We start from the raw sequence: 23,775 nt of genomic DNA on the forward strand, positions 1-23,775 counted from the left end.
CCCTCAGGTCGCTTCCTTTGTTGTTTCAGTGAGTAACGGAATTACTGCGGCATCTTATCGAGTTCACCCCACGTCATATCACGAACGGCATCGCTGAAGCTGCGCTCACCTTCGAGGGCAACACGGTTTGCCTGATCCAGGCGCTTGGCAGTAGCGTCCATCGCTTGCCGCTTGCCGCTCGCCGAGCAAGTCGGCGCGCAGCCTCTGCAGCAATGATATTGTCTGTTGAAGCTCCATCGCCATCTCTTCGCTGTTCGAACCGCCCTCCTGAGCACCTCGTTCAAGTTGCGTCAGCAACTCGTCGCGGCGAACGACCAGAGCGTTCACTTGCGATGAGACCCTGTTAAGTTCAAGTCCTGTTGCCGTGCCAGCTTCCACCCCTTTGCGAGCCAATATTTCCATGGCATGTCCGAGCGAACGCCGACTTTTTTCAACACTGAGCACATGGGCCAAAGCCGAAGTTTCCGTCTGCCTGGTCCGCTCGCCGGGTATCGAGTACACCATTTCGCTAGCCTGGCGCATGGCCTTTACATCTTCATCCAGTGCCTGATGATTTCGTTTGAGCGACGCAAATGCACCCCGCACACTTTCTCCATCGGCGTTGCGGTCATCAATTTCAGGCGCTGGCAATTCAGGAATGCGCAAAAGCAGTCTGTCTACATGCGCGGACGCCGTCCCATAAGCATGCTGGAACGAACCGATAGCATTCGCCTCACGTTCATGCGCCGAATTCATACGCTGAATTTTGCCGTCAAGTTGTCGCCATACGTCATTGGTTGTCAGGGCAGCAGCCTCCCCTGCGGTGCGCATCGTCGCCTCTTTACGCGGCGACGGAGGGCCATACGGAACATCCCCGGCCTGGGTTCTCTGCCCCAGAGCCTGAATACCGGATTGCTGTAATACCCGTAACGGCGACTGCAGCGCTCTGCTTCCGGCTTCCAGCACCTCAATACCTTGCAAACCGTCATAAAGACCGTATTGGAACTGGATTTCCGCTTCGAACAACTGATGCGATGTCGCGCCAGTGGCCGAAACGTTCAGCAGCGGCAGCCCTATTCTTGAAGTCACGGGGTTTTCATCGGTGTTATGTACGGCGATCGCCGCCAGCCGGTACAGGTCAGGTGTGTTTTTGATCTTGTCCAGAACGCCGCGCCAATTCAGTTCGCTTGCTGAGGAGCCCGGCAAACCCAGCGTACGTGCCGACGCCTGCTGCTCGCGCGCCAGTAGCGCGTCATTGATGGCGAACCTCGCCTGCGGACGCATCTCGAACACGTATCGCACCTGATTGATGTTGGGCAACGACTGGAAACAGCGCATGACCTGATCGAGGCCAGGTGTTTTGCGACGCAGTTCCGCCATGTCGTTCAGTTTGCTGCCAAGCCCTATATGGCCGATGGCGTGAAAGACTACGGTTTCCAGCGATTCACGCCCGAACAGGTTGAACTCCACCCGCGCTCCGGGAATTGCGCGGGCATGATGCTGGACGGCGCTTTGTTCCTGCTGACGCAATTGATGCAGCATCTCCACTACCGAGGCGCGATCAATTTCGGAGCTCGCCTGCCACACACTGTTGCCTGCGTTCGACATCTCTCGGGCCGCATCAAGGCGCTGACGGCGCAATGCATTTCCATCCAGGGCACCACCGGCTTCCACGTTACGCGCCTTCGAACCTTGTATACGGTCAATCACCTGATTGATTGTCGCGATACGCTCGCTGGGGCTGGTCGAATAAGCGAGCGCACCCAACTCCCCGATATTGTCAGGAAAGGCGCTGGCCAGGCGCTGACGCATCTGGCTCCACTCGTCGGCCGTAATGGGCTTGGCGACTTGCGTATCGAAGGTGCGTTTATAGCTGGCCGTCGACAGGAAGGGGCCGCGGCGCTTATCGTCCACCACGCTATCGGTCGGCAGTTGCACATCGCTTGACGCAACGCGGATGCCGGCGAGCTGCAGGTTACCGTTTCCAGTAGACGCATTTATCAACTTTTGAGGGCGATCGCCGAGCGCTGAAGAGAGCGCGCCTCCCAGATTCAAGTTGCTGTTGAATTCCAGATTGAAATCCGTGCGCCCCTGAAATTCCAGGCCGATAATCTCTGCCCAGGCGTGATCCAGGTGCAACTCCATTTGTCCCCAGTGCGCGCCAGCCTGCGCCGTCGCGCCTACCGACAGCGCCCCCGACGCGGTACTGCGTCGGTTGTCGGCGCCGGATGCAGCAGCATCTGCCGACGGTTTCTGTGGTCCATATTTCTGGCTCAGGCTAAACGGCGATACGCTGACGTTTGCCCCCACCGAGCCATTCAAATTGGTTTCGAACAGATCCAGACCAATCGAACCACCGTTCACGCCAGTGCGCAGGATCTGAGTGCTATCGGGGTGATTGACGTCGAATAACAGCCGCACGAAATCAGAGATCGTCGAAGGCGCGATAATCACGGCGGCGCCTTGACCATGCTGGTATGCCCCGGAAATACCCAGGTTGGCGGAGCCTCCCCACGTTGAGTTCATCGAGCGACCCGGCCGCGAATCAAGAACACGGCCACCAGTGCCAAGGCCTGGCTTGAAGTCGATTCCGACCCCTGACGTCGCTGATACGGAGGCCTTGGCGTGGCGCACAAAAAACGCGACCAACCCGGCATCGTCGTCCTTGCCGTCACCGATGCGCTCCACGCCGAGTACCTGAAGCGCCTCGCCAGTTATGCCGACGCTAAACGCATTAAGATGTTTCCAGTCGGCGCCCCCCAACGACCCGCGAATTTCCAGACCGCGCGACTGCGTCGAGAAAAAGGTACTCCTGTTGAACAGATCCAGGAGTAAATCGGACATACGCGCGGCCATTTCGTCCGGAGCGGCATCGGGCGGCAAGCCAAGATTTTTGAGCAACTGGGTGCGGCGTGCCGAGCCCGGCAACGATATCTGTTCGCGAAACGTCGTCACCACATCATCGAAGGCCGCTAATTGAACCCAAGAAGACAGGCCGAGTTTGCACAACCCCGGAAGCTTGGCATCTTGCTGAAGCCTCTCCGCCATTTCCAGCGCCTGCGTATCGGTGCTGGTCAACAGCGCATCATAGTCCACCAAACCCGCCATCAACCCTGATGTTCGCAAGCCGTGTGGCGCATGGCTGCTGGCACTGTCAGCGCTTCCATCATCCGCCGGCAAGCGTACGCCAGCACGCATCATTTTTTCGCTGACCTCGCACAAGACGCTCAACAGCTCAGCCTCACGTTCGCCCATACGATCAGCGTGCAGCGCCGCGCCACCCGCCAAGGCTTTAATACTCTGGTTCAGGTTCGGCAAAATATCTTCTGATCTGGACAAGCCGACCGAAGACAGCGCTTTATTCACTTGCGAATGCTGCCGCCGCCATAGCTCGGCCAGCCGGAACGTTGGCGTAGAGGTGGTAGACGTCAGATCGCCAGCACTCTCGCCGTCCCCCATATCGCCCATGATCACGCCTTCATGGAAGCCTATCTTGCGCAAGTCGCGTAACAGCGCTTCCAGCTTCTCTTCCCGCAGGTTCAACAAGCGTTGCGTTTGCTGATGTGACAGCCCGAACTTTTCTCCGTCGGACGGTCCTACGGCTGAAGCGACGCGTACTTGCGCGAGCGTCGGCAACTGTTCGAACAGCGTTTTACCTGACGTATACGCCTGCTTCGCCTCATAATGGAAACTGGCCAGACGCCTCTCCTGGGTTGTCGGCGGCAGTACGACGCCAAGCTTGTGCGCCATTGCCCGCATCGTGTTTTTCGTCACTCCGCCCAACACATCTCTCGCCAATGCGCCAACCTGAGCGCGCGTCGTATCAACCGCTGCCTGTACGCTCGACGTCATCGTCAACGGGTTGTTCGCTGCTGTCCCCATCAGCGTCGTAACCGCAGATGCATCATGATGCGGTGTGCTGATACGACTGGCTTGCTGCTGGTTGACGCGGGCGTTGGTGCCTGCAAGGAAGTTCTCCGGCGGCAGTTCGTCTGCCTCCGGTTCGGGCTTTACGCGTGCTGGCAAGGGACGATTGTCGTGCGACGTCATTGCAGGCAGCAACGTGTGCCAGTTATCACCCAGCTGCAATTGTATTTGCCCAGTTCGAGTGGCGCGAAGATTCGAAGGGTGATCAATCCCCGGCAGAATTATCGGCACCGGCTCCCAGTCATCTTTCGCGCTCAAACGTTTCAACTGAGGTCGCTGGTTACGAGGATGATGCAACACGAGCAACTGATCGTTGAGCCCTATGGCGAGGGCGATGGGGCGCTGCAACAGGGGAAGTCGGCGGGCTTTGCCATCCGCGTCGGCGGCGATCAGCAGACCTGATTCCATCAGCGCGACGCTCTGGCGATTGTTGTGAACCGCCAGCGCCTGCACTGGCTCGTCAAACTGCGCGATAAGCCTGGCGCGTAACTCCACTGTATCCGGGATAACCGCCAAAGGTCCCCCCGCAGGATGACGCGGCAGTTCGGCATCAGTCGGCAACCAAGAGGTACGGCCCTCCAGTTTCAGTTCGACGACCTGCCGTGCATCCCCCAATAAAGCAAAAACCGGTTTCCTGTCGATAAATCCCAACGCAGAGGAATAGAGAGCGGTCACACCCGTCAGCGGTTCGCCGCCCGGCTGTCTTAACCGCTCCCATGGCTGGTCAGGAGCCGGTTGATAATGCAGCACGCCGTCGATATGCCCCACCTGAGCATGACCATCAAGCTGAACGTGCGACTGCACAGCCGTCTCCGACGGAACATGCAGCCCCTCGGTGTAGAGCAGCAGCAACGGGCGATCCAGCAGATACGCCGGCCGAAACAGCACCTCGTTCTGCGCTCGCTGCAAGCTCATGCGCCGCCCGTTTTGATCCTGCAACATGAGATGAACAGTGTTGTCCCTGGACAACCCCATGGTGGTCACGGCCCAACCTTTGCCCTGCGCAAAATCGCCAGGTAATTTCAGCCGGTGGGCTTCAACAGGCCCGATGCCTTTCAGATCGGCCTGATAAATACGTCCTTTATCATCGAGGATCAGCGCAGCGTTGCCGCGCGGCAATGGTAGTAAATCAACGGGGCGGGCCGGACTCTGCTCGACCCCCAGGCCGCTGGCTTCTGGCCGCAAAAGCTCGACAGGACGGGAAATGCCATTTGAATGAACCGCGCCCTCATGCAGCCATTGCACCTCGCGACCGGCGCCAATGCGCACCGCCGCGCCTTCGGGAAGCCGTTCGGTCGACACGGACTCGGCAGACGTGTCGGTTGCGCGCCAGAGTTGCCTGCCGTTGTGTAGATAGACATCGCCATCGGCCTGCAAACCAATCATCCGCAGGGGCTCTCGGGGATCCGCGCCAGGCAGCGTCAATGACGTCCAGCGCTCTTCCATATTTGCGGTATGAACCACACCGCCGCGCTCTATGTATGCTCGATCATGGGAGGACTGCCAGAGTCCTGTTAATAATCCTATCGGCGGTTCGGCAAGCCGGGCAGCCACAGCATCGGCAGTTATTTCTCCGCTGATGCCGTATTCAATGTCAGGGTGGACCGTCAAAACGGCCATCAACATGCCTGGTACGGAGGTGAAAAACGCCTCATTACGCGGCGCTAGCGGCTCGTGATGCATGGCGGTATAGCGCACTAGCTTGCCATTGTTATCAAGGCTGGTTTCGCTTTGAACCGACGGTCGCTTTGCCAGCCAGTCATTAATGACGCTCACCCCATCTGTATGACTTCTGATACGAACATGCCTTCCGCGTTGCGACGGCACCGCTTGCAGTCCGAGCACCTGACTATTCAAACTTGCATGAGCCCGATTTCGCATGCCGCCCTTGTGAGACGACGGGCTTTCATCAACCAAGGGCAATGGTTCAGGTAGCTGAGGCGGGCTGTTAGCAGGCGAGACACTGTCTGCAGGATGAGGGAGAGGGTTGGCAGTAAATCCGGAAGAGGTAACCTTTACCATCGTTATTATTAAACTCCTGTATATAAAAAATATGTCCTGTTTATTACCCACGAAGAACCAACGGCATCATGCCGAATAGGACGTGGTCTACATCTCCATTACAAGCTTGTGACTGGAATACTATGGGGTCTACCGATTAGAGCCTTCTTCGTTGCGGTAATAAACAACAGTAACTGAGTGGCTGTGCAGCCAGATCGGTTCCCACGACCGTCATCAAAATGTCACAACGAGTCTGGCCTGACCACCACTCCGGCGTGTTCTCTTTGGCAAGGCAGGGCGAATCGCCCAAGGACTGCTTCGCACATATCTGGTGATACTTGATGAACTGGGGTATTTGCCTTTATGCCAAAGCGGTGGCGCACTGCTATTTCACCTGCTGTCCAAGCTGTGCGAACACACCAGCGTGGTCATCACCACTATGGACAGTGTTAGGCAAGCAGTGCCCGCAGTGATGGCCTTTAGGTATGGCTTGAAGGCTATTCAGACAAGGGAGTGAAAGCTTAATTTATTTTGTTTACACCATCTTATTTATACGAGACACCCCTTCAGATGCAATTATCTTAAGGAAACTCTGAAAAAGACTTCCTAATTTGGCAAAATCTCCGGACACCAGTCGCCGAGCTTTTCGATGATGAAACAGATGACCTTCGCCGACGCCGAGTATGCCGGCAAGCGCAAGCAGACCCGTAAGGAATTGTTCCTGATCGAGATGGATCAGGTGGTGCCCTGGAAAGGTTTGATTGCCCTGATTGAGCCCTATTATCCAAAAGGAGAAGGTGGCCGGCCCGCCTACCCACTGATGGCGATGCTGCGTGTTCATCTGATGCAGAACTGGTTCGGCTACAGCGATCCGGCGATGGAAGAAGCGCTGTATGAGACGACCATCCTGCGTCAGTTTTCAGGCCTGAGCCTGGAGCGAATTCCAGACGAAACCACCATTCTCAACTTCCGTCGTCTGCTGGAAAAGCACGAGTTGGCGACCGGGATTCTCGGCGTAATTAATGGTTATCTGGGCGACCGTGGCTTGTCGTTGCGTCAAGGCACCATCGTCGATGCCACGCTGATTCACGCGCCCAGTTCCCCCCGGTGTCAGGATAGTTGTCGCCTCTCCGATTTTTCCTAAAAAAGTATATCGGGGGCGGAAAGAGACTGGTCGTGCCGTACTATTCACCTGAACGCAGAGCCGCATTACTCAAAATGCTGCTTCCCCCGCTGAACCTGTCGATGGCCGAGGTTTCCCGGCGCGAAGGGGTCAGTGAAATGTCTTTGTCCAACTGGCGCAAGCAGCTCGGTGCCGAAGGAAGTGCAGTGTCTGAAAACAAGCCGTTGACCGAGAACTGGTCAGCCGAAACCAAGTTTGCTGTCGTGCTTGAAGCCGCCGGTTTGTCCGAGATCGACCTGGGTGAATACTGCCGCCGCAAAGGCCTTTACCCCGAGCAAATCACGGCCTGGCGACAAGCCTTCATCACCGGCCAGAAATCGGAAAAGGCCCTGCAAAAAGAAGAACGAGACCAGGCGCGCAAAGACAAGAAACGCATCCAGGAACTTGAGCGCGAACTGCGCCGCAAAGACAAGGCGCTCGCTGAAACAGCCGCGTTGTTGGTGCTGCGAAAAAAGCTCAACGACTATTGGGGGACGACCGACGACGAGGACAACTAACGTCTCTGCCAGAGCGGCAGTTACTCGTGGCCTGGCTGGGCGAAGCGGTCGCGGCGTGAGCCAGAAAAATCAGGGCCTGTCGGGAAGTTGTTCTGTCGCTGCGCACCTTGCAACGGTGGACTCAGACAGACGCTATCCAGACCGATGCGCAAACGACTGCCACAAGGCCAACGCCGCCAAATGCGCTGAACGAGGCAGAGCGACAGACCATTGTGACGCTGTGCAACAGCGCGGAGTACGCTCACCTGCCGCCGAGCCAGATCGTGCCGCGCCTGGCCGATCAAGGGCGCTATCTGGCGTCGGAAGCGACGTTTTATCGCGTTTTGCGAGCGACGGGTCAACAGCAACATCGAGGCCGTAGTTGTAGCGGCTTGCAATCGAAAACGACCGTGCTCGCAATCAGCACACTTTTAGGCTCAGATTAACTGCGACTGACGCAGCCCTCTGGCTCACATTAGTTGCGAGCGAGCTTGCATTCAGCTGCGTCTGCTTGCATTACATCGCTGGCAACTCACATTAGCTGCGAGTGAAAATGAACGGGGCAGATCGGCAAATCCGCCGCGAGCATTTCGTCGCGCAGTGTGTCCATGTCAGTGGTGTGCTTCCCGCTCGACGCATTCGCCGGTTTTGAGTCTGTCTTTGGAACCCAAGAGCTCTTGCGACCACACATTGGATCCGATTAATTCATCCGGGACAGCTGACAGCGCTATGAATCCTCTACAATCTATTCAACACAACATTACAACTCCCCCAATCAGTGGCGGTCAGCCATTAGACGCGGTGGGCCCTCAGGCCCAGAAATCCCATCCTAAAAGGATTTCACCTTCTCAATTGAGCCAAAGCGCTCACCAGGCTCTAGAACGCCTTTCAGCTAATGCCGAACACCAACGCCTTGCATCACTGGTACGCAAAGCTCTGCAGGATGGCACATTTCAATTTCAATCCAGTAACCACACGCAAGTAACCTATAAAGCGTCAATCTGTCTGCCAGCTGACACCGATACCGTGAGAACCGACCTCTTGATTAATAACGAGCTGACGGTTAAGGCCCGATTAAATGATCAATCAGAGTACGACATCGTCAGCGCACATTTGCATGGCTCTTCGAAAGCCATATCCTTCGACGTACCCAGCCCCCCGCCCGCACATGGTTCAGCATCTTCTGTCTTGAGTGAACGGACCCATCTAGTTATGAGTCGCGTTCTCTCACAAGATGCAGTAGATAGCAGTAGACTGGAAACTTCGTTACTGAGCTCGCCAGACCATTCTCGTCCGCCATCACAGCCAAAGCCCGTGCATCTAGGGTCGGTCCGCAGGGAATCTGGCAGCCTTGTTTCCGATAACCCGGTAGTGCAGGCCCTGCTATCGTTTGCGCAGGCCGACCAGGCATTTCCACCACAGGCCGCGAGCATTGCCGGGGTCCAGCTGGAAATGCGGCCACGTCGGGATATTGAGAAAGCACTTGAGGAATTCAAAGGCGCCTTTACGGTGGAGAAGGCGCAACTGATGTCCGGTGCCAACTCGTCGGAGCGGGTAGATGAGGATGTCAACGCAGACATCCATATCCCCTTATTGCTCAAGGCCATCGAGCGGGGGGCTGCGGCATTTGGTCCAAACGCATCAATCGGCCAGAATAGCGCGAAAGCGTTTCTCGCCTCATGTGCTCCCAAGATCACGTCCAATGACGATGTCCTCTCCGAGTTCATCAACCAGAAACTCAAGGGGGATGACGATCTTCAGGTTCGCCTGGGCGCACAGGAATTGTTGCATGTAGCCACCAAGAAGGAATTCCAGCTCGGCGGTCTAGCCGGCAGCATCGGGGTCAGCAGCATACTCGGCTCGGCATGGGAGCTTGGCGCTTCTGAGCTGTTGAAAAATGCCATCTTCGGCAAAAATTTCTCACCGAGCCAATATGCCCTGCAATTGGCTGGAATCGATTCAGTGCCTCCTTTGATTATCGAGTCCATGGACACCATGTGCGTACTCGCCATCATCAAGGGCATGAAAGGTGAGGAGTGGTCCATGAGCGATCTACTTCCCAAGGCGTTGAAGGCCGGTGCCATTTCCTCGGTGGTGTCATTCCCCAATAATGTTTTGCAGTATGCAGGTTTCAAATCCAGAGTCGGCGATCTTGCGGCAAACTCAGTGACAACTGAAGCGGCCATCTTTGGCGCCGCCTCCGGTATTCCACCCGAGGTCAAGGAAAGTGAAGAGCTGATGCGTGCTGGCTTATTCCAGAGCATGAAGGACGGCGTGATGGCTCATCCAGGCGAGGGGGTGGACACCAAAAAGACGATTGAGCGGATGACGCGCCATGCGCTGGATATCGCTCCGGGCGAAAGCACCGCTGTCAAGTCCATGGGGCTCGCATCGATTGTCGGGATGATTCCACTGATTGCCAGCAACAAGGCAACCGGGCTGCTGTCGGAACAGGTACTGCGTATTTTCCGGAGCGCCGTCTTCAATCCAATCGAAGCCATCGCTCTGAACGCGTTGGCGCTTGGCGGGCGTGTCAACGTTCCCGGGCTATTTGATTCCGACAATGCCAAGCATGCACGCGTGGTACAAACCATCCTTGCGCGGGCCAGCCAGCACATGGAAGCTGGAGACCGTGACATTTCCGCAGAGGAGCTACATCAAATGCTGGCTCCCCGGAGCGAGTTCCTGCGCCATGTGGGATCTGCGATTGTCAACGGCATGAATGCCAGCTTTGAGGCAATTCCCGCCCTGGTTCGGAAGCTTGGATATGGTGAGGCTCCATTGGCCGAACGTATTCCGTATCAAGACCTGGCTGTGCCCGACACGTCGCGGCAGCCCGCACCCTGAATCATAGTCGACGCGATCTACTGGACTTCACGAGCAGCAGTCAGGCGGGTAGCATGGTTTTTCACCGTGCTACCCTCGCCATCGCGGATGCTCCCACATTTGTCGGCACTACGGGTCAATCTGGGGCTACCGTCGACTGGGCAAGCGCAGATTTGGCTAAAGCGGACATCAATAACCTTGCTTTCTCTGGATGCGTCACATCATCTGGACCTACTTGCTCTACAACACCAAATCCTTCTGTGTGTATAGCTTTTGGTTTAAATAGCAGTTTTGCCGCCCCTGGCACTGAGGCCAGTAATGTCAGAGGATCATACAGGTTTAGCTTCGTCACCTTAGGCCAGATATCTTCAAACGAACTCTCTTTATTTTTATCCAGTTGTGCTGCTTCAATCTGTGCATTCGGCATGAACGTCCGAAAGAACCATGAGTCATCCAACCCGGGAAGCAATCCAGCTTGAATACCTTCCCAGAGGCCTTTCAACGCACTCTTCTGAACGTCTCTCAGGTAGTGGCCTACTGGATGTCCGCTCCCCGCTATCCCTTCGTAAAATGAAGGCGAAACCGCCGTTTTATAGGCCGCCTCCTTTGTCACTATACGAAGTGGAATGCCAAGCTCCTGCGCTTTCCGATAAAGACTGCGCGCAGCATCCATGTCGGTCGCATTGTTGTAAGCGCGTGCATCAGGCTGTACAAAACCATCTGCGTCCTTTAAAGGCTCGACGCCGCCCATGATGGTGATGCCATCAACCCGTTCGCGCACCATATCCGGGCAGGTAGTGATGAGAGCATTGATATCACTCATGCCTGCAATTACGACAATACCGACTCCATGTGGCGCACGGGCCAAGCGCCTGCTCATGTCCTGCAAGCTGTCGCGGTGTATTTCACCAGGTCCAGCCCTTAAAGCATGACCTTCCAGTAAAAATTTGGCATGTTCCTTCGACTGAAGCGAATTCATCGCGTAATCCCGACCACGCGACACATGCACGTCATGCAACCCAAGCTTGTTGAACACGCCTTTGGCCATCTCGGCACGTTGAGAGCGAACTTCAGCATCACCCAGTGTTGCCACTACGTCCGTGATGTGCACAAAGCCCTCAGCCTGCAATTGCTTGCCCAAGGTGTAGGTCACGACATCATCCGGGTCCTTGTTAGGATCAGTGAAAAACCACGTATCCTTAGGTAACCGGGGCTTGTGTAATCTCAGTTCATTGATGGCCATGTTTTCGTCTGAGGTCAGATGAGAGTTACAGGCTCCCACTTGTGCAAGCATCGTGCGCTGTGCCGCAGTCAATAAAGCTGGCGCACTTTTCGACCGCTCCAAAACTGGGCTGCTCATGCTTGCTTGCTGAGAAAGTGCTGATTGCGCGGTACTTTCCGATGGGGTACGTGATATTTGTTGTAACTGATCTAGGATGAGACGTGAGGTGGTATGGCCTGCGGTGATAGGACGATGCATTGAGTCGACCTCCTGGATAGATGAACCTGCTGTGTGGCAAGCAACGCCGTTTCGGTTTCATCACCAGGGTCAAGTGCAGCTCGCTCCGGGTTAGAACAGGGCAGCCTGCGGCTGCAAATCGCCCCGTTCTTGCGATCGCGTAGCAGCAGAAACATGGATTTGAGCTTTGTCATGAGGCCCGTTATTGATCATCATGAAGCCTGCTTACCCACCGCCGCTGCTTCAGATGAGTCCAGCCTACACACCTCGACCGCTCAAAAACCTCTTCACCGCCAATCAATGCTAGGCACACCTCCTCGAGGAGGGCGGCTTGCGCGACATCGAAGTCGAGTCCGTCAGCAAAATGCTGGCCTGCGGCACCTCGATCCTGGGCGTCAAACACTACACCTGCGGCAACGACAGCTGCCCGCACGTCAAATACCTCTGCAACACCTGCAGTTGCCGCGCCTGTCCATCCTGCGGCAAAAAGGCTACCGATCAGTGGATCGCCAATCAACAGCACCGCTTACCCGAGTGTACCTGGCAACACCTGGTGTTCACATTGCCTGACACCCTGTGGCCGCTGTTCTTTCATAACCGTCACTGGCTCGATGCCTTGTGTCGCCTGGCCGTCGACAACCTGCTCTATGCGGGCCGACGCCGGGGCGTGGAGGTGGGTGTTTTCTGCGCCATTCACACCTAAGGCCGGCGACTTAACTGGCACCCACACATCCATGTCTCGGTCACCTTGGGTGGAATCGATGACGCAGGTGTATGGAAAGATCTGTCGTTTCATCCATCAGCCTTGCGTCGACGCTGGATGTGGAATGTACGCCAGTACCTGCTCAGTCAGTGGGAGCACACCACCGTCCCACCTGAAAACGCTCATCTGCAGAGCGAAAATGACTGGCGTCACCTTGTGCTCAACGCTGGTGGTCAGCACTGGCACATCCACTTGTCGAAGAAGACGAAAAACGGGCGAAAGACCGTCAATTACCTGGGCCGCTACCTGAAAAAACCGCCGATCTCGGGCAGTCGTCTGGCGCATTACACCTGCGGGGCCACGTTGAGCTTCACCTACCTGGATCACCGCACGCAGACCTATCAGCAGGAAACGCTAAGCCAGGCCGACATCCTGCGCCGGGTGGTGCAGCACATCCCGGAGAAGCATTTCCGGATGATCCGGTATTTTGGTTTTCTGGCCAATCGGGTCTGCGGGCAGTACCTGCCAAAGGTCTATGAAGCACTGAAGATGGCGACGCCAGGACCAACACCGAAGCTGTATTTTGTGCAGATGGCCAAAGCCTTTCTAAACGTCGATCCGCTCCGTTGCGTGGCTGTGTGGCGCGCGGATGATATACACGGCGGCAATCAGCGGGCTGACGGTGCTGGGACTGATCCTCAACGCTCAGGCGATCGCGCAGATGAGGTACGTGAAGCCCTGACAGGGGGAAGGTGCGTCCGCACCTAAGCTTCGCGGTTAAATAACCTGCGTTAACGCTTATTTATAGGTATTTGCACTGCATAAGTAACGCATCAGCGTCTTACTACGCATCGCTATGAAGGCATGACGCCTCCTTCATAGCGTCAGCCTGATGCATAGGCATTTTGAAATTCCTATGCATCAAGCCCTTCATTTCGCCGCTCTGTGACCGCACGACCGAGATGTACCGTTGATGACCGCCGCAAGCAAATGCAGGTCGGCAATACGGTAATGTTGACCCTCAGTGGTCCGATCACGGATTTCGCCTTGGCGACCGATGCTCTCTTGAAAAACGCTGACGGTCATGGAACAATTTTAAAAGCGTACTTAGCGATATTTTTGGCATCAAGCCTTTGTCTGTTCAGCGGATGCTCGGGCTTGTCTGCCAGGTATTGGGCAAGTTTTTTCATATCCATGAATGTAAGAGCCTTGTTTACCTCTTGGCTGTAAGGCTGCGGCTTATCCGTCGGATTAACCGCTAGACCGATTACCTGCTGATCCGGATTACTCAGTGACAACTCTTCACCAAAAAGGCAGGACGTCGCGTTGTCGGGGTGATCTGCCGCATCTCTGAAACCCAACTCTTCAGATTCAGCATCTGCCTTCGAGATTGTACGCAATTGACTAAATTGTGGAGCTATATCCAAGGCTGCGCGGATATCATCCACAACTTGCTGTCGAGCCGCCGGGTCAGTTATAAAGGATGCAACTACCCTACTTACATCCGCACCCGGGTTCAGTCTACGCAAGCGTATTGCGTAAGCCACATTATCTTCATTTTCCTTCTGCGGTGGCATCACCGCCAATCTTACAGCCCTATTGAGGCGTGAGGATTGAGGCTCTGCTCCTTGCCGCATGTTCTGCTCAATCCATTCTCTTTGGCCAGACAACAACGGTGGGGAACGTAGCAGCCTCCGGCGTCCGGATTCCGCAGAAGATGCGAGCGGCGGCAATTCCGGACTGTTCGTAGTGGTCTGACGCGAAGCGAGCATGCGGTTCAGCGCAGCACTGAAGTTCAACACGGGGTGATCCACCAAGCTCAACTCCTCTGGTATAAAGGGATTAATGCCTACACTTTCTAACGCGCGCCTCAAATCTGGGGGTAGCGGTTCAAGCGACATTATATAGCGACCAAGAGAGGTGCGCAGGCGCTCCATGTCCACTCCCTCTTGAGTCAATCTGCGCAGTGCTTCGTTAGTCTGGTTGGCACTATGATTATGCCTCGCAGCACTGGCGAGGCGTGCTGATTCCAGGTCCAGGCCTTGAGGATGCCTGTCGACCGATGTTCTAGAAGCCGCCGCGCTCGAAGACGAGCTTCGGCCCGGTGTCATCAACATAGTGGACCGCCCAATTAACGAACGCTGGCTGCTTCCTGATGATGAGTCTGCGAGGCGGGCAGGCGTTGACGATTGTACCAAAGCTCTTTGTTGGCGGACCGTTTGACGAAGCCTCTGCCGGAGCTCGTTAGCGAGCACCGAGTCGCTGCTGATTCCAGTCATAGGCATGTTAGGAAAATGTTGAAGCAAGATATCCCGTTCGACTCGAGAAAAAGCTACGGCGTTGTTATCCATTACATTTCTGAGCATGGTGCGAACATTATTAAGATCAGCGCCTCCCCTGACCAACTCCTGAACGATGCGCTCTGCCTGTTGTGCCTCAGGCGACTGCCTGGCTTCTGCGGGCGGATTGGCGCCTTGGACACGGGCAGGCGTTGCCTCCAGCCATTCTCTGGTTTGCCGCGACAACGCGCTGGATCGTAGCAACCTCTGGCGTCCGGATTCCGCAGGAGATGCGGGCGGCGGCAACTCCGGACTGTTCGCCGAGCTGGCACTGCGACTGGAGTCATGTTCGCGCTCAGTTACTGGCTCGCCGTCTGTGCGCCACTGCCAAAAAAAATTTGATGGTCCTGCTCCGTTGATACCCGGCATATAGACTCTCCACTCCTGATCTCATGGTTGCGAACTGTTCCGGCTTCGGCAATTGGACATGAGTTGGCGATCGGACATAAATGGTTCCACTACTGATGCATATGGGGTCGATAGAGAAAACGGACAAAACGTACTACAAGGGCTTCCCCATTGAGCACAAGCCCAATAGTTTCTGTTTGACTCCGCTGCATGTGCCGGACCTTCGGAAAGAAGGTGAAGGACTGCGGTACTACAAACGGTCATCTTGAGCTGATCGCTCGGACCCTGATGAAAGACGCACGTGAGGGCCTCGTTCGCTAATTGGGACTGAATTTCCCATACGATTTTTCAGGTATCCCTCACGCAGGTCCAACCCGCTTCACATCAACGACGGCAGTGCACATTGATCCTTTTATCCGCTCATGATCCTCGCCCTAACGCCTTACAAGGTGATCAGTCATGACCTCTGGTGTTTACGGGGGGAGTAGAGAAAACGGACAAAATCGTACTACAAGGGCTTCCCCATTGAGCACAAGCCCAATAGTTTCTGTTTGACTCCGCTGCATGTGCCGGACCTTCGGAAAGAAGGTGAAGGACTGCGGTACTACAAACGGTCATCTTGAGCTGATCGCTCGGACCCTGATGAAAGACGCACGTGAGGGCCTCGTTCGCTAACCGGGACTGAATTTCCCATACGATTTTTCAGGTATCCCCCACGCAGGTCCAACCCGCTTCACATCAACGACGGCAGTGCACATTGATCCTTTTATCCGCTCATGATCCTCGCCCTAACGCCTTACAAGGTGATCAGTCATGACCTCTGGTGTTTACGCGCCCGTTGGTTCTGCCTGTTCAGGCTTGAACGTGTCGCCGTAATGCAGAACGGCCCAGGCCATCCTCGCATTCTTGGCGGCAATCGCCACGGCCGCACGCCAGTAACCCCGTCGCTCCATGAGGTTGCGGATCCAGCGACTGAGAGGGTCTTGCTTATCGCCCAGGTTGGCCATGACAGATCGAGCTCCAAGCACCAGTAGACTGCGTAAATAGGCATCCCCGGCTTTGGTGATACTCCCCAGGCGCTGCTTGCCGCCGCTACTGTATTGGCCTGGCGTCAAACCGAGCCAGGCAGCCACTTGGCGTCCGTTTCTGAAGTCGTGCCCATCTCCAATACTGGCCACTAAAGCACTTGCAGTGGTCGAGCCAACCCCACGCAATTGCAGCAGCCTACGGCTACGATCATCTTCGCGAGCGATCTGATTGATGGCTCGATCAAGTTCCACCAGCCGATCCTCGATATGGCTGGTGTGCTCCAACAGTTCACTCATGCACCGTCTTGCCCAGCCAGGCAAGGTGTCCAGACAGGGACCAATCTCTTTTCTCAATCGCTCTGGGCTTTGTGGCAGGACCACGCCGAATTCAGAAAGTAATCCGCGCAGTCGGTTGTACGTAGAGGTGCGTTCTTCGATGAATCCCTGGCGGGTTCGATGAAGGCAAAGAGTGGCCTGCTGATGCTCGTCTTTAACAGGGACAAACCGCATGCTGGGTCGGGTCACTGCCTCACAGATCGCGGCAGCATCTGCGGCATCGTTCTTGCCGCGCTTACCCGACATTCGATAAGGCGAAACGAGTTTAGGAGCCATCAACTTGACCGTATGGCCGTGCTCGGCGAACACCCTCGCCCAATGATGAGCGCCTGAGCAAGCCTCCATACCAATCAAGCACGGGGGCAACTGGGCGATCAATGGCACCAGTTGATCCCGCGCAACCTTGGGCTTCACCAAGGTGGCTTTACCAGCCTCATCGACGCCGTGAACGGCGAATACGGCCTTGGCTAGATCGATTCCCACGGTAATAATTGGCATGGACTTCCCCTCCTGTGGTTTTGATGCAGGTTTGACACTTCATCATGGCACTTCGATGCCGATTCGCGACTTTCGCCGCGCCCTCTGGACGGGGAAGTCCCTTTCATTCGTTAAGCACTGCCGACAGGAGGCATGCCTTCGCGCAACCTGGAATGTGTCCGATTGAAGCACACCTCAATCCGGCGTCAGGCTACTCACTGGCACCGCGTGAGACTAGGGCCGTTTTCTGCATTTTCTGACGCCGAGGCGTCTATCTTTATGGTTTCAACTGACAGGTAGAATGCTTAGCGAATGAAAGGGACTTCCCCGTCCAGAGGGCGCGGCGAAAGTCGCGAATCGGCATCGAAGTGCCATGATGAAGTGTCAAACCTGCATCAAAACCACAGGAGGGGAAGTCCATGCCAATTATTACCGTGGGAATCGATCTAGCCAAGGCCGTATTCGCCGTTCACGGCGTCGATGAGGCTGGTAAAGCCACCTTGGTGAAGCCCAAGGTTGCGCGGGATCAACTGGTGCCATTGATCGCCCAGTTGCCCCCGTGCTTGATTGGTATGGAGGCTTGCTCAGGCGCTCATCATTGGGCGAGGGTGTTCGCCGAGCACGGCCATACGGTCAAGTTGATGGCTCCTAAACTCGTTTCGCCTTATCGAATGTCGGGTAAGCGCGGCAAGAACGATGCCGCAGATGCTGCCGCGATCTGTGAGGCAGTGACCCGACCCAGCATGCGGTTTGTCCCTGTTAAAGACGAGCATCAGCAGGCCACTCTTTGCCTTCATCGAACCCGCCAGGGATTCATCGAAGAACGCACCTCTACGTACAACCGACTGCGCGGATTACTTTCTGAATTCGGCGTGGTCCTGCCACAAAGCCCAGAGCGATTGAGAAAAGAGATTGGTCCCTGTCTGGACACCTTGCCTGGCTGGGCAAGACGGTGCATGAGTGAACTGTTGGAGCACACCAGCCATATCGAGGATCGGCTGGTGGAACTTGATCGAGCCATCAATCAGATCGCTCGCGAAGATGATCGTAGCCGTAGGCTGCTGCAATTGCGTGGGGTTGGCTCGACCACTGCAAGTGCTTTAGTGGCCAGTATTGGAGATGGGCACGACTTCAGAAACGGACGCCAAGTGGCTGCCTGGCTCGGTTTGACGCCAGGCCAATACAGTAGCGGCGGCAAGCAGCGCCTGGGGAGTATCACCAAAGCCGGGGATGCCTATTTACGCAGTCTACTGGTGCTTGGAGCTCGATCTGTCATGGCCAACCTGGGCGATAAGCAAGACCCTCTCAGTCGCTGGATCCGCAACCTCATGGAGCGACGGGGTTACTGGCGTGCGGCCGTGGCGATTGCCGCCAAGAATGCGAGGATGGCCTGGGCCGTTCTGCATTACGGCGACACGTTCAAGCCTGAACAGGCAGAACCAACGGGCGCGTAAACACCAGAGGTCATGACTGATCACCTTGTAAGGCGTTAGGGCGAGGATCATGAGCGGATAAAAGGATCAATGTGCACTGCCGTCGTTGATGTGAAGCGGGTTGGACCTGCGTGGGGGATACCTGAAAAATCGTATGGGAAATTCAGTCCCGGTTAGCGAACGAGGCCCTCACGTGCGTCTTTCATCAGGGTCCGAGCGATCAGCTCAAGATGACCGTTTGTAGTACCGCAGTCCTTCACCTTCTTTCCGAAGGTCCGGCACATGCAGCGGAGTCAAACAGAAACTATTGGGCTTGTGCTCAATGGGGAAGCCCTTGTAGTACGATTTTTCCCGAATTCTGCGGGCTCCCCTTGTTGATCGCGTCGTTCAGCACCTTGGCTGGAACGAGCTTAACGACTTTCTTGGCAGCGATTTCGATAGCGGCGCTAGTCGAAGGGTGGCGGTTAGTGCGGGCTGGATGAATCGCCCCGGGTTTTGTAGACACCTCCATGCCTTAAACTGAGGCCAATCAGGAGGTGCCATGAGCAACCCACGTTATCCCGAAGAATTCAAAATCCAAGCGGTCAATCAAGTGACCGAAAAGAAGCTGCCTGTCGCTGATGTGGCGAGCGCGTCTTGGCGTGTCGACGCATAGCCTCTATGCCTGGATAAAGCGCTACAGCAAACCTCAGGCAGAACGGCAGCAAGACGATGATCAGCACGCTGAACTGCGTCGTCTGCGAGCGGAACTCAAGCGGGTCACTGAAGAGCGAGACATCTTAAAAAAGGCCGCCGCGTACTTTGCCAAGGAGTGCGGCTGAAGTACGCCTTTATCAAGCAGCGCGCGGGCGACTACTCCATTCGACGGCTTTGCCTGACGCTGAAAGTCCATCCCAGTGGTTATTACGCTTGGTTGTCTGAGCCGCAATCTGCACGCGCTAAAGACGACCAGCGATTGCTCGGTTTGATCAAGCACTCGTGGCTGGAGAGCGGCGCAGTTTATGGCTATCGCAAAATCCATGACGACCTGCGCGAGGTCGGTGAAGATTGTGGTCGGCATCGTGTGGCGAGGTTGATGCGTCTTGAAGGTCTGCGCTCTCAGACAGGGTATCGACGTCGCCCTGGAAAGTACGGCGGTAAGCCAGCGGTCGCCTCACCCAATTTACTGAAGCGCGAGTTCGATGTCGTGGAACCCAACAAGGTTTGGGTCACCGACATCACCTACGTTCGTACGTATGAAGGCTGGCTGTATTTGGCGGTGGTGCTGGATCTGTTTTCTCGTCAGGTCGTTGGCTGGTCAATGAAGTCGCAGATGACCAGTGATTTGGCCATTGATGCGTTATTGATGGCGGTTTGGAGGCGAAAACCGAAACAAGAGGTGATGGTTCACTCCGACCAGGGCAGCCAGTACAGCAGCTCCGATTGGCGCAGTTTTTTGAAGGCAAACAATTTGGTTGTCAGCATGAGCCGCCGAGGCAATTGTCATGACAACGCCGTGGCTGAGAGCTTTTTCCAGCTTCTGAAACGGGAACGAATCAAGCGGAAAATCTACACCTCACGGCAAGATGCTCGTAGTGATGTGTTCGATTACATCGAGATGTTCTACAACCCAAAACGCCGCCATGGTTTCAACAATCAGCTGTCACCGGTAGAGTTTGAAAAACGTTACGCAATGAGCTTGCAAGGTGTCTAGAGAATCCGGGGCGATTCAGATATAGATGGCCTGTATTTCTGCGACGCTGCGGTCTTCGGGATGTTCCCTGTCAATCCCCGTGGCCACCCAGCCCAAGACCCGATCTAACCTGTCGACTTTGACGTACAGGCCAGATTCGCCCGAAGCGATCACCTTGTTCCAGTGGGACAGCCTTGCCTCAAGCGTTATCCGATTGATATAGGCAGAGGGAATGATGCCCTCATAGGCACTTCTCCATGACTCCAGATGAATCGTCGCTATCTGCAACGAGTCCTCGGGAAGGGCAAGGCGGATGCTCATATCAATGCTCCTGCTCGGTGTGTTTGAGCATTTAAAGCAATGTTTATGGCATTTCTACGCAACCAAAACATATATCCGTCTTTCTTGTCCCACTCACACCCTGTATCCATTCCCCCCTCACCCCCATCCCGCAAATAAAGCACGATACCCGCCCATCGCTCATATCAAGGAATGATCCATGTCGCTGGCTATCGTCCATAGTCGTGCCCAGGTCGGGGTGGAAGCCCCGGCGGTTACTGTTGAAGCGCATCTGGCCAACGGCCTGCCGGCCCTGACGCTGGTGGGGTTGCCGGAGGGGGCGGTCAAGGAGAGCAAGGACCGGGTGCGCAGTGCCATTCTCAATTCCGGACTGGATTTTCCGGCGCGGCGGATCACGCTCAACCTTGCGCCGGCTGATTTGCCCAAGGATGGCGGGCGGTTCGATCTGGCGATTGCGCTGGGTTTGCTGGCCGCCAGCGGGCAGGTGCCGCTGGTTGCGTTGCAGGATGTTGAATGCCTGGGCGAGCTGGCGCTGTCGGGAGCGATTCGGCCGATTCAGGGCGTGCTGCCTGCTGCGCTGGCGGCACGTGCAGCGGAGCGGACGCTGATCATTCCGGAGGTGAACGCCGAAGAAGCCTGTCTGGCGTCGGGGCTGCGGGTGATTGCGGTGAATCACTTGCTGGAGCTGGTTGCGCATTTCAACGGGCGCACGGTGATTGCGCCGTATCAGTCCAGCGGCCTGCTGCATCAGCCCAAGCCGTATCCGGACCTTAGCGAAGTGCAGGGCCAGACCGCCGCGAAGCGTGCGTTGGTGATTGCCGCTGCGGGTGCGCACAACCTGCTGTTCAGTGGGCCACCCGGCACCGGCAAGACATTGCTCGCCAGCCGCCTGCCGGGTTTGTTGCCGCCGCTGGATGAGCACGAAGCGCTTGAAGTGGCGGCGATTCAGTCGGTTGCCAGCCAAGTGCCGCTGACCAGTTGGCCGCAGCGGCCGTTTCGACAGCCGCATCACTCGGCGTCCGGGCCGGCATTGGTGGGCGGTGGCAGTCGTCCGCAACCTGGCGAAATCACGTTGGCACATCACGGCGTGCTGTTTCTCGATGAGCTGCCGGAGTTCGATCGCCGAGTGCTGGAGGTTTTGCGTGAGCCGCTGGAGTCCGGGCATATCGTGATTTCCCGGGCGCGGGATCGCGTGCGCTTTCCGGCGCGGTTCCAACTGGTGGCAGCGATGAACCCATGCCCCTGTGGATATCTGGGTGAGCCGACCGGGCGCTGCCGTTGTTCCTCCGAGCAGGTGCAGCGTTATCGCAACAAGTTGTCCGGCCCGCTGCTGGACCGGATTGATCTGCACCTGACCGTCGCCCGCGAAGCCACAGCCCTCAACCCCGACCCGACCACCAGTGAGAACACTGCAAGCGCGGCAGCGGTGGTTGCGCAGGCCAGAGAACGGCAGCAACGTCGTCAGGGCTGTGCCAATGCCTTTCTCGACCTACCAGGGCTGCGCGAGCACTGCGCGCTGTCCAGCGTCGATGAACGCTGGCTGGAGACGGCCTGCGAGCGCCTGACTCTCTCATTACGTTCGGCGCATCGCCTGCTGAAAGTGGCGCGAACGCTGGCTGATCTGGAGCAGGTGGACGCGATCACTCGTAGCCATCTGGCCGAGGCGTTGCAGTACCGGCCTTCAACCAATTGACCGCCCAAACGCAAAAACTCGCCGTCAACGATCAAGTCAACGGCGAGCCTTTGTGACAGGTACTGCGTTTTACATGCTGCTATAGAACGGGAAGATCCCCATCAGCAGCGCGGCAACCAGAATGCACAGGCACACCAGAATCGCCCATTTCAGGGTGAAGCGCTGATGGTCGCCAAACTCGATACCGGCCAAGGCAACCAGCAGGTAGGTCGATGGCACCAGAGGGCTGAGCAAGTGGACCGGCTGACCGACGATCGAGGCGCGGGCCATTTCAACCGGGCTTATGCCGTAGTGGGCAGCGGCTTCGGACAGCACTGGCAGTACGCCGTAGTAGAACGCGTCGTTGGACATGAAGAAAGTGAACGGCATGCTCACCAGCGCGGTGATGACGGCGAGGTACGGGCCGAGCGCATCCGGGATCACTGCCAGCAGGCTTTTCGACATGGCGTCGACCATGCCGGTGCCGGACAGAATACCGGTGAAGATACCTGCGGCGAAGATCAGGCCGACCACTGCCAGAACGCTACCGGCGTGGGCTGATACGCGGTCCTTCTGGTCCTGCAGGTTCGGGTAGTTGATGATCATCGCGATACTGAACGCGATCATGAACAGTACCGGCAGCGGCAGCAGGCCCATGATCAGGGCAACCATCAGTGCGAAGGTCAGAGCGCCGTTGAACCAGATCAGCTTTGGACGACGTGCATCCGGGAATTGCGAGACGCTGATTTCGCTGTGATCGACTTCATCACCCTTAAGGTGCAGTTCACCCAGACGAGCGCGTTCGCGTTTGCCGTAGAAGTAGGCAATTGCGAGGATCGCAACCACGCCAGCCAGCATTGCCGGGATCATCGGTACGAAAATGTCGGATGCATCGACATGCAGGGCACTGGCCGCACGAGCGGTCGGGCCACCCCACGGGGTCATGTTCATCACGCCACCGGCCAGAATGATCAGGCCGGCCATGATGCGCGGGCTCATGCCGACGCGGCTGTACAGCGGCAGCATGGCGGCGACGCAGATCATGTAGGTGGTCGCGCCGTCACCGTCGAGGGACACCACCAGCGCCAGCACGGCGGTGCCGACCGAAATGCGCATCGGGTCGCCCTTGACCATTTTCAGGATCTTGCGCACGGCCGGGTCGAACAGGCCGGAGTCGATCATCAGCGCAAAATAAAGGATGGCGAACATCAGCATCACGCCGGTCGGCGCCAGCTTGGTGATACCTGCCAGCATCATCGGGCCGATCTGGGCCGCGAAGCCACCGAACAGGGCGAAGATGATTGGAACCAGAATCAGGGCGATCAGCGCAGTCAGGCGCTTGCTCATGATCAGGTACATGAACGCAATAACCATGGCAAAGCCAAGGAAAGTCAGCATGGGAATACTCCAGACGTAATACGGCTACAGAACGTGAAATGAACGAGTCAGCTCAGCAGATCGGTACGTGGAGTGGAGGCGCAAGGAGGGTGTGGAACGAGAAGTCAGCAAGCATCGGAATCACCATTATTGTTGTTAATTGGGCCTGAAACACGTTGGAATCCGTTCCTGGCTAGCCGGTCTTTTTGCCGGAAGTGAGGCGATGCTAATTGGCCAAG

The 23,775-nt window shown here is 56.4% G+C and carries 8 protein-coding genes and 7 pseudogenes; 8 read left to right on the forward strand and 7 right to left on the reverse strand.

Translation table 11 applies throughout. From position 1 onward, the window contains the following. Positions 1-41: 41 nt before the first annotated feature. Positions 42-5,787 (reverse strand): annotated as a pseudogene (locus AC4ANE_RS00985) (type III effector). A gap of 406 nt (positions 5,788-6,193) precedes the next feature. On the opposite strand from AC4ANE_RS00985, the pseudogene AC4ANE_RS00990 reads away from it, so the two are divergent. The 4 genes and pseudogenes from AC4ANE_RS00990 to hopD1 all read left to right on the forward strand — a co-directional run. Continuing rightward, positions 6,194-6,346 (forward strand): annotated as a pseudogene (locus tag AC4ANE_RS00990) (ATP-binding protein); the annotation flags it as partial. A gap of 213 nt (positions 6,347-6,559) precedes the next feature. After that, positions 6,560-7,033, forward strand: a pseudogene (locus tag AC4ANE_RS00995) (IS5 family transposase); the annotation flags it as partial. Between the two features lie 50 nt (positions 7,034-7,083). Beyond that, positions 7,084-7,949: pseudogene (locus AC4ANE_RS01000) on the forward strand (transposase); the annotation flags it as partial. A gap of 346 nt (positions 7,950-8,295) precedes the next feature. Then, complete coding sequence (hopD1, locus tag AC4ANE_RS01005) at positions 8,296-10,413, forward strand: type III secretion system effector HopD1 (protein ID WP_080719030.1); 2,118 nt, start codon at positions 8,296-8,298, stop codon at positions 10,411-10,413. Positions 10,414-10,528: 115 nt separating this feature from the next. Here the strand turns inward: hopD1 and hopQ1-1 are convergent, their stop codons facing one another. Beyond that, on the reverse strand, positions 10,529-11,752 hold the full coding sequence (gene hopQ1-1, locus AC4ANE_RS01010; RefSeq protein ID WP_031598314.1) for a type III secretion system effector HopQ1-1: 1,224 nt from the start codon (positions 11,750-11,752) through the stop codon (positions 10,529-10,531). Positions 11,753-12,182: 430 nt separating this feature from the next. Here hopQ1-1 and AC4ANE_RS01015 point away from each other — a divergent pair. Then, positions 12,183-13,296, forward strand: a pseudogene (locus AC4ANE_RS01015) (IS91 family transposase). Positions 13,297-13,636: 340 nt separating this feature from the next. Here the strand turns inward: AC4ANE_RS01015 and hopAB1 are convergent. Beyond that, positions 13,637-15,262, reverse strand: a complete 1,626-nt coding sequence (gene hopAB1 / locus AC4ANE_RS01020) for a type III secretion system effector protein HopAB1 (RefSeq protein ID WP_057425337.1) — start codon at positions 15,260-15,262, stop codon at positions 13,637-13,639. An 806-nt stretch (positions 15,263-16,068) separates the two neighbouring features. Next, a complete protein-coding gene (locus tag AC4ANE_RS01025; protein WP_015060660.1) occupies positions 16,069-17,103 on the reverse strand; it encodes an IS110-like element ISPsy16 family transposase in 1,035 nt (344 codons plus the stop codon). Positions 17,104-17,501: 398 nt separating this feature from the next. On the opposite strand from AC4ANE_RS01025, the gene AC4ANE_RS01030 reads away from it, so the two are divergent. After that, entirely contained in the window at positions 17,502-18,536 is a 1,035-nt protein-coding gene (locus AC4ANE_RS01030; RefSeq protein ID WP_015060660.1) for an IS110-like element ISPsy16 family transposase, read from the forward strand. 298 nt (positions 18,537-18,834) lie between these two features. Here the strand turns inward: AC4ANE_RS01030 and AC4ANE_RS01035 are convergent. Beyond that, positions 18,835-19,002, reverse strand: a pseudogene (locus AC4ANE_RS01035) (HU family DNA-binding protein); the annotation flags it as partial. 54 nt (positions 19,003-19,056) lie between these two features. Here AC4ANE_RS01035 and AC4ANE_RS01040 point away from each other — a divergent pair. Then, positions 19,057-20,208, forward strand: a pseudogene (locus tag AC4ANE_RS01040) (IS3-like element ISPsy29 family transposase). Positions 20,209-20,223: 15 nt separating this feature from the next. On the opposite strand, the gene AC4ANE_RS01045 reads toward AC4ANE_RS01040, so the two are convergent. After that, complete coding sequence (locus tag AC4ANE_RS01045) at positions 20,224-20,508, reverse strand: GNAT family N-acetyltransferase (RefSeq protein ID WP_031595912.1); 285 nt, start codon at positions 20,506-20,508, stop codon at positions 20,224-20,226. Positions 20,509-20,686: 178 nt separating this feature from the next. Between AC4ANE_RS01045 and AC4ANE_RS01050 the strand changes: the two genes are divergently transcribed. Beyond that, positions 20,687-22,180, forward strand: coding sequence for a YifB family Mg chelatase-like AAA ATPase (locus AC4ANE_RS01050; RefSeq protein WP_460408663.1), 1,494 nt, complete (start codon positions 20,687-20,689; stop codon positions 22,178-22,180). Positions 22,181-22,249: 69 nt separating this feature from the next. On the opposite strand, the gene AC4ANE_RS01055 is transcribed toward AC4ANE_RS01050, so the two are convergent. After that, positions 22,250-23,557: a CitMHS family transporter gene (locus tag AC4ANE_RS01055; RefSeq protein ID WP_002551489.1), complete on the reverse strand. Its 1,308-nt coding sequence runs from the start codon at positions 23,555-23,557 to the stop codon at positions 22,250-22,252. Positions 23,558-23,775: the final 218 nt, after the last annotated feature.

The organism is Pseudomonas sp. Pme6b, assembly GCF_058129925.1.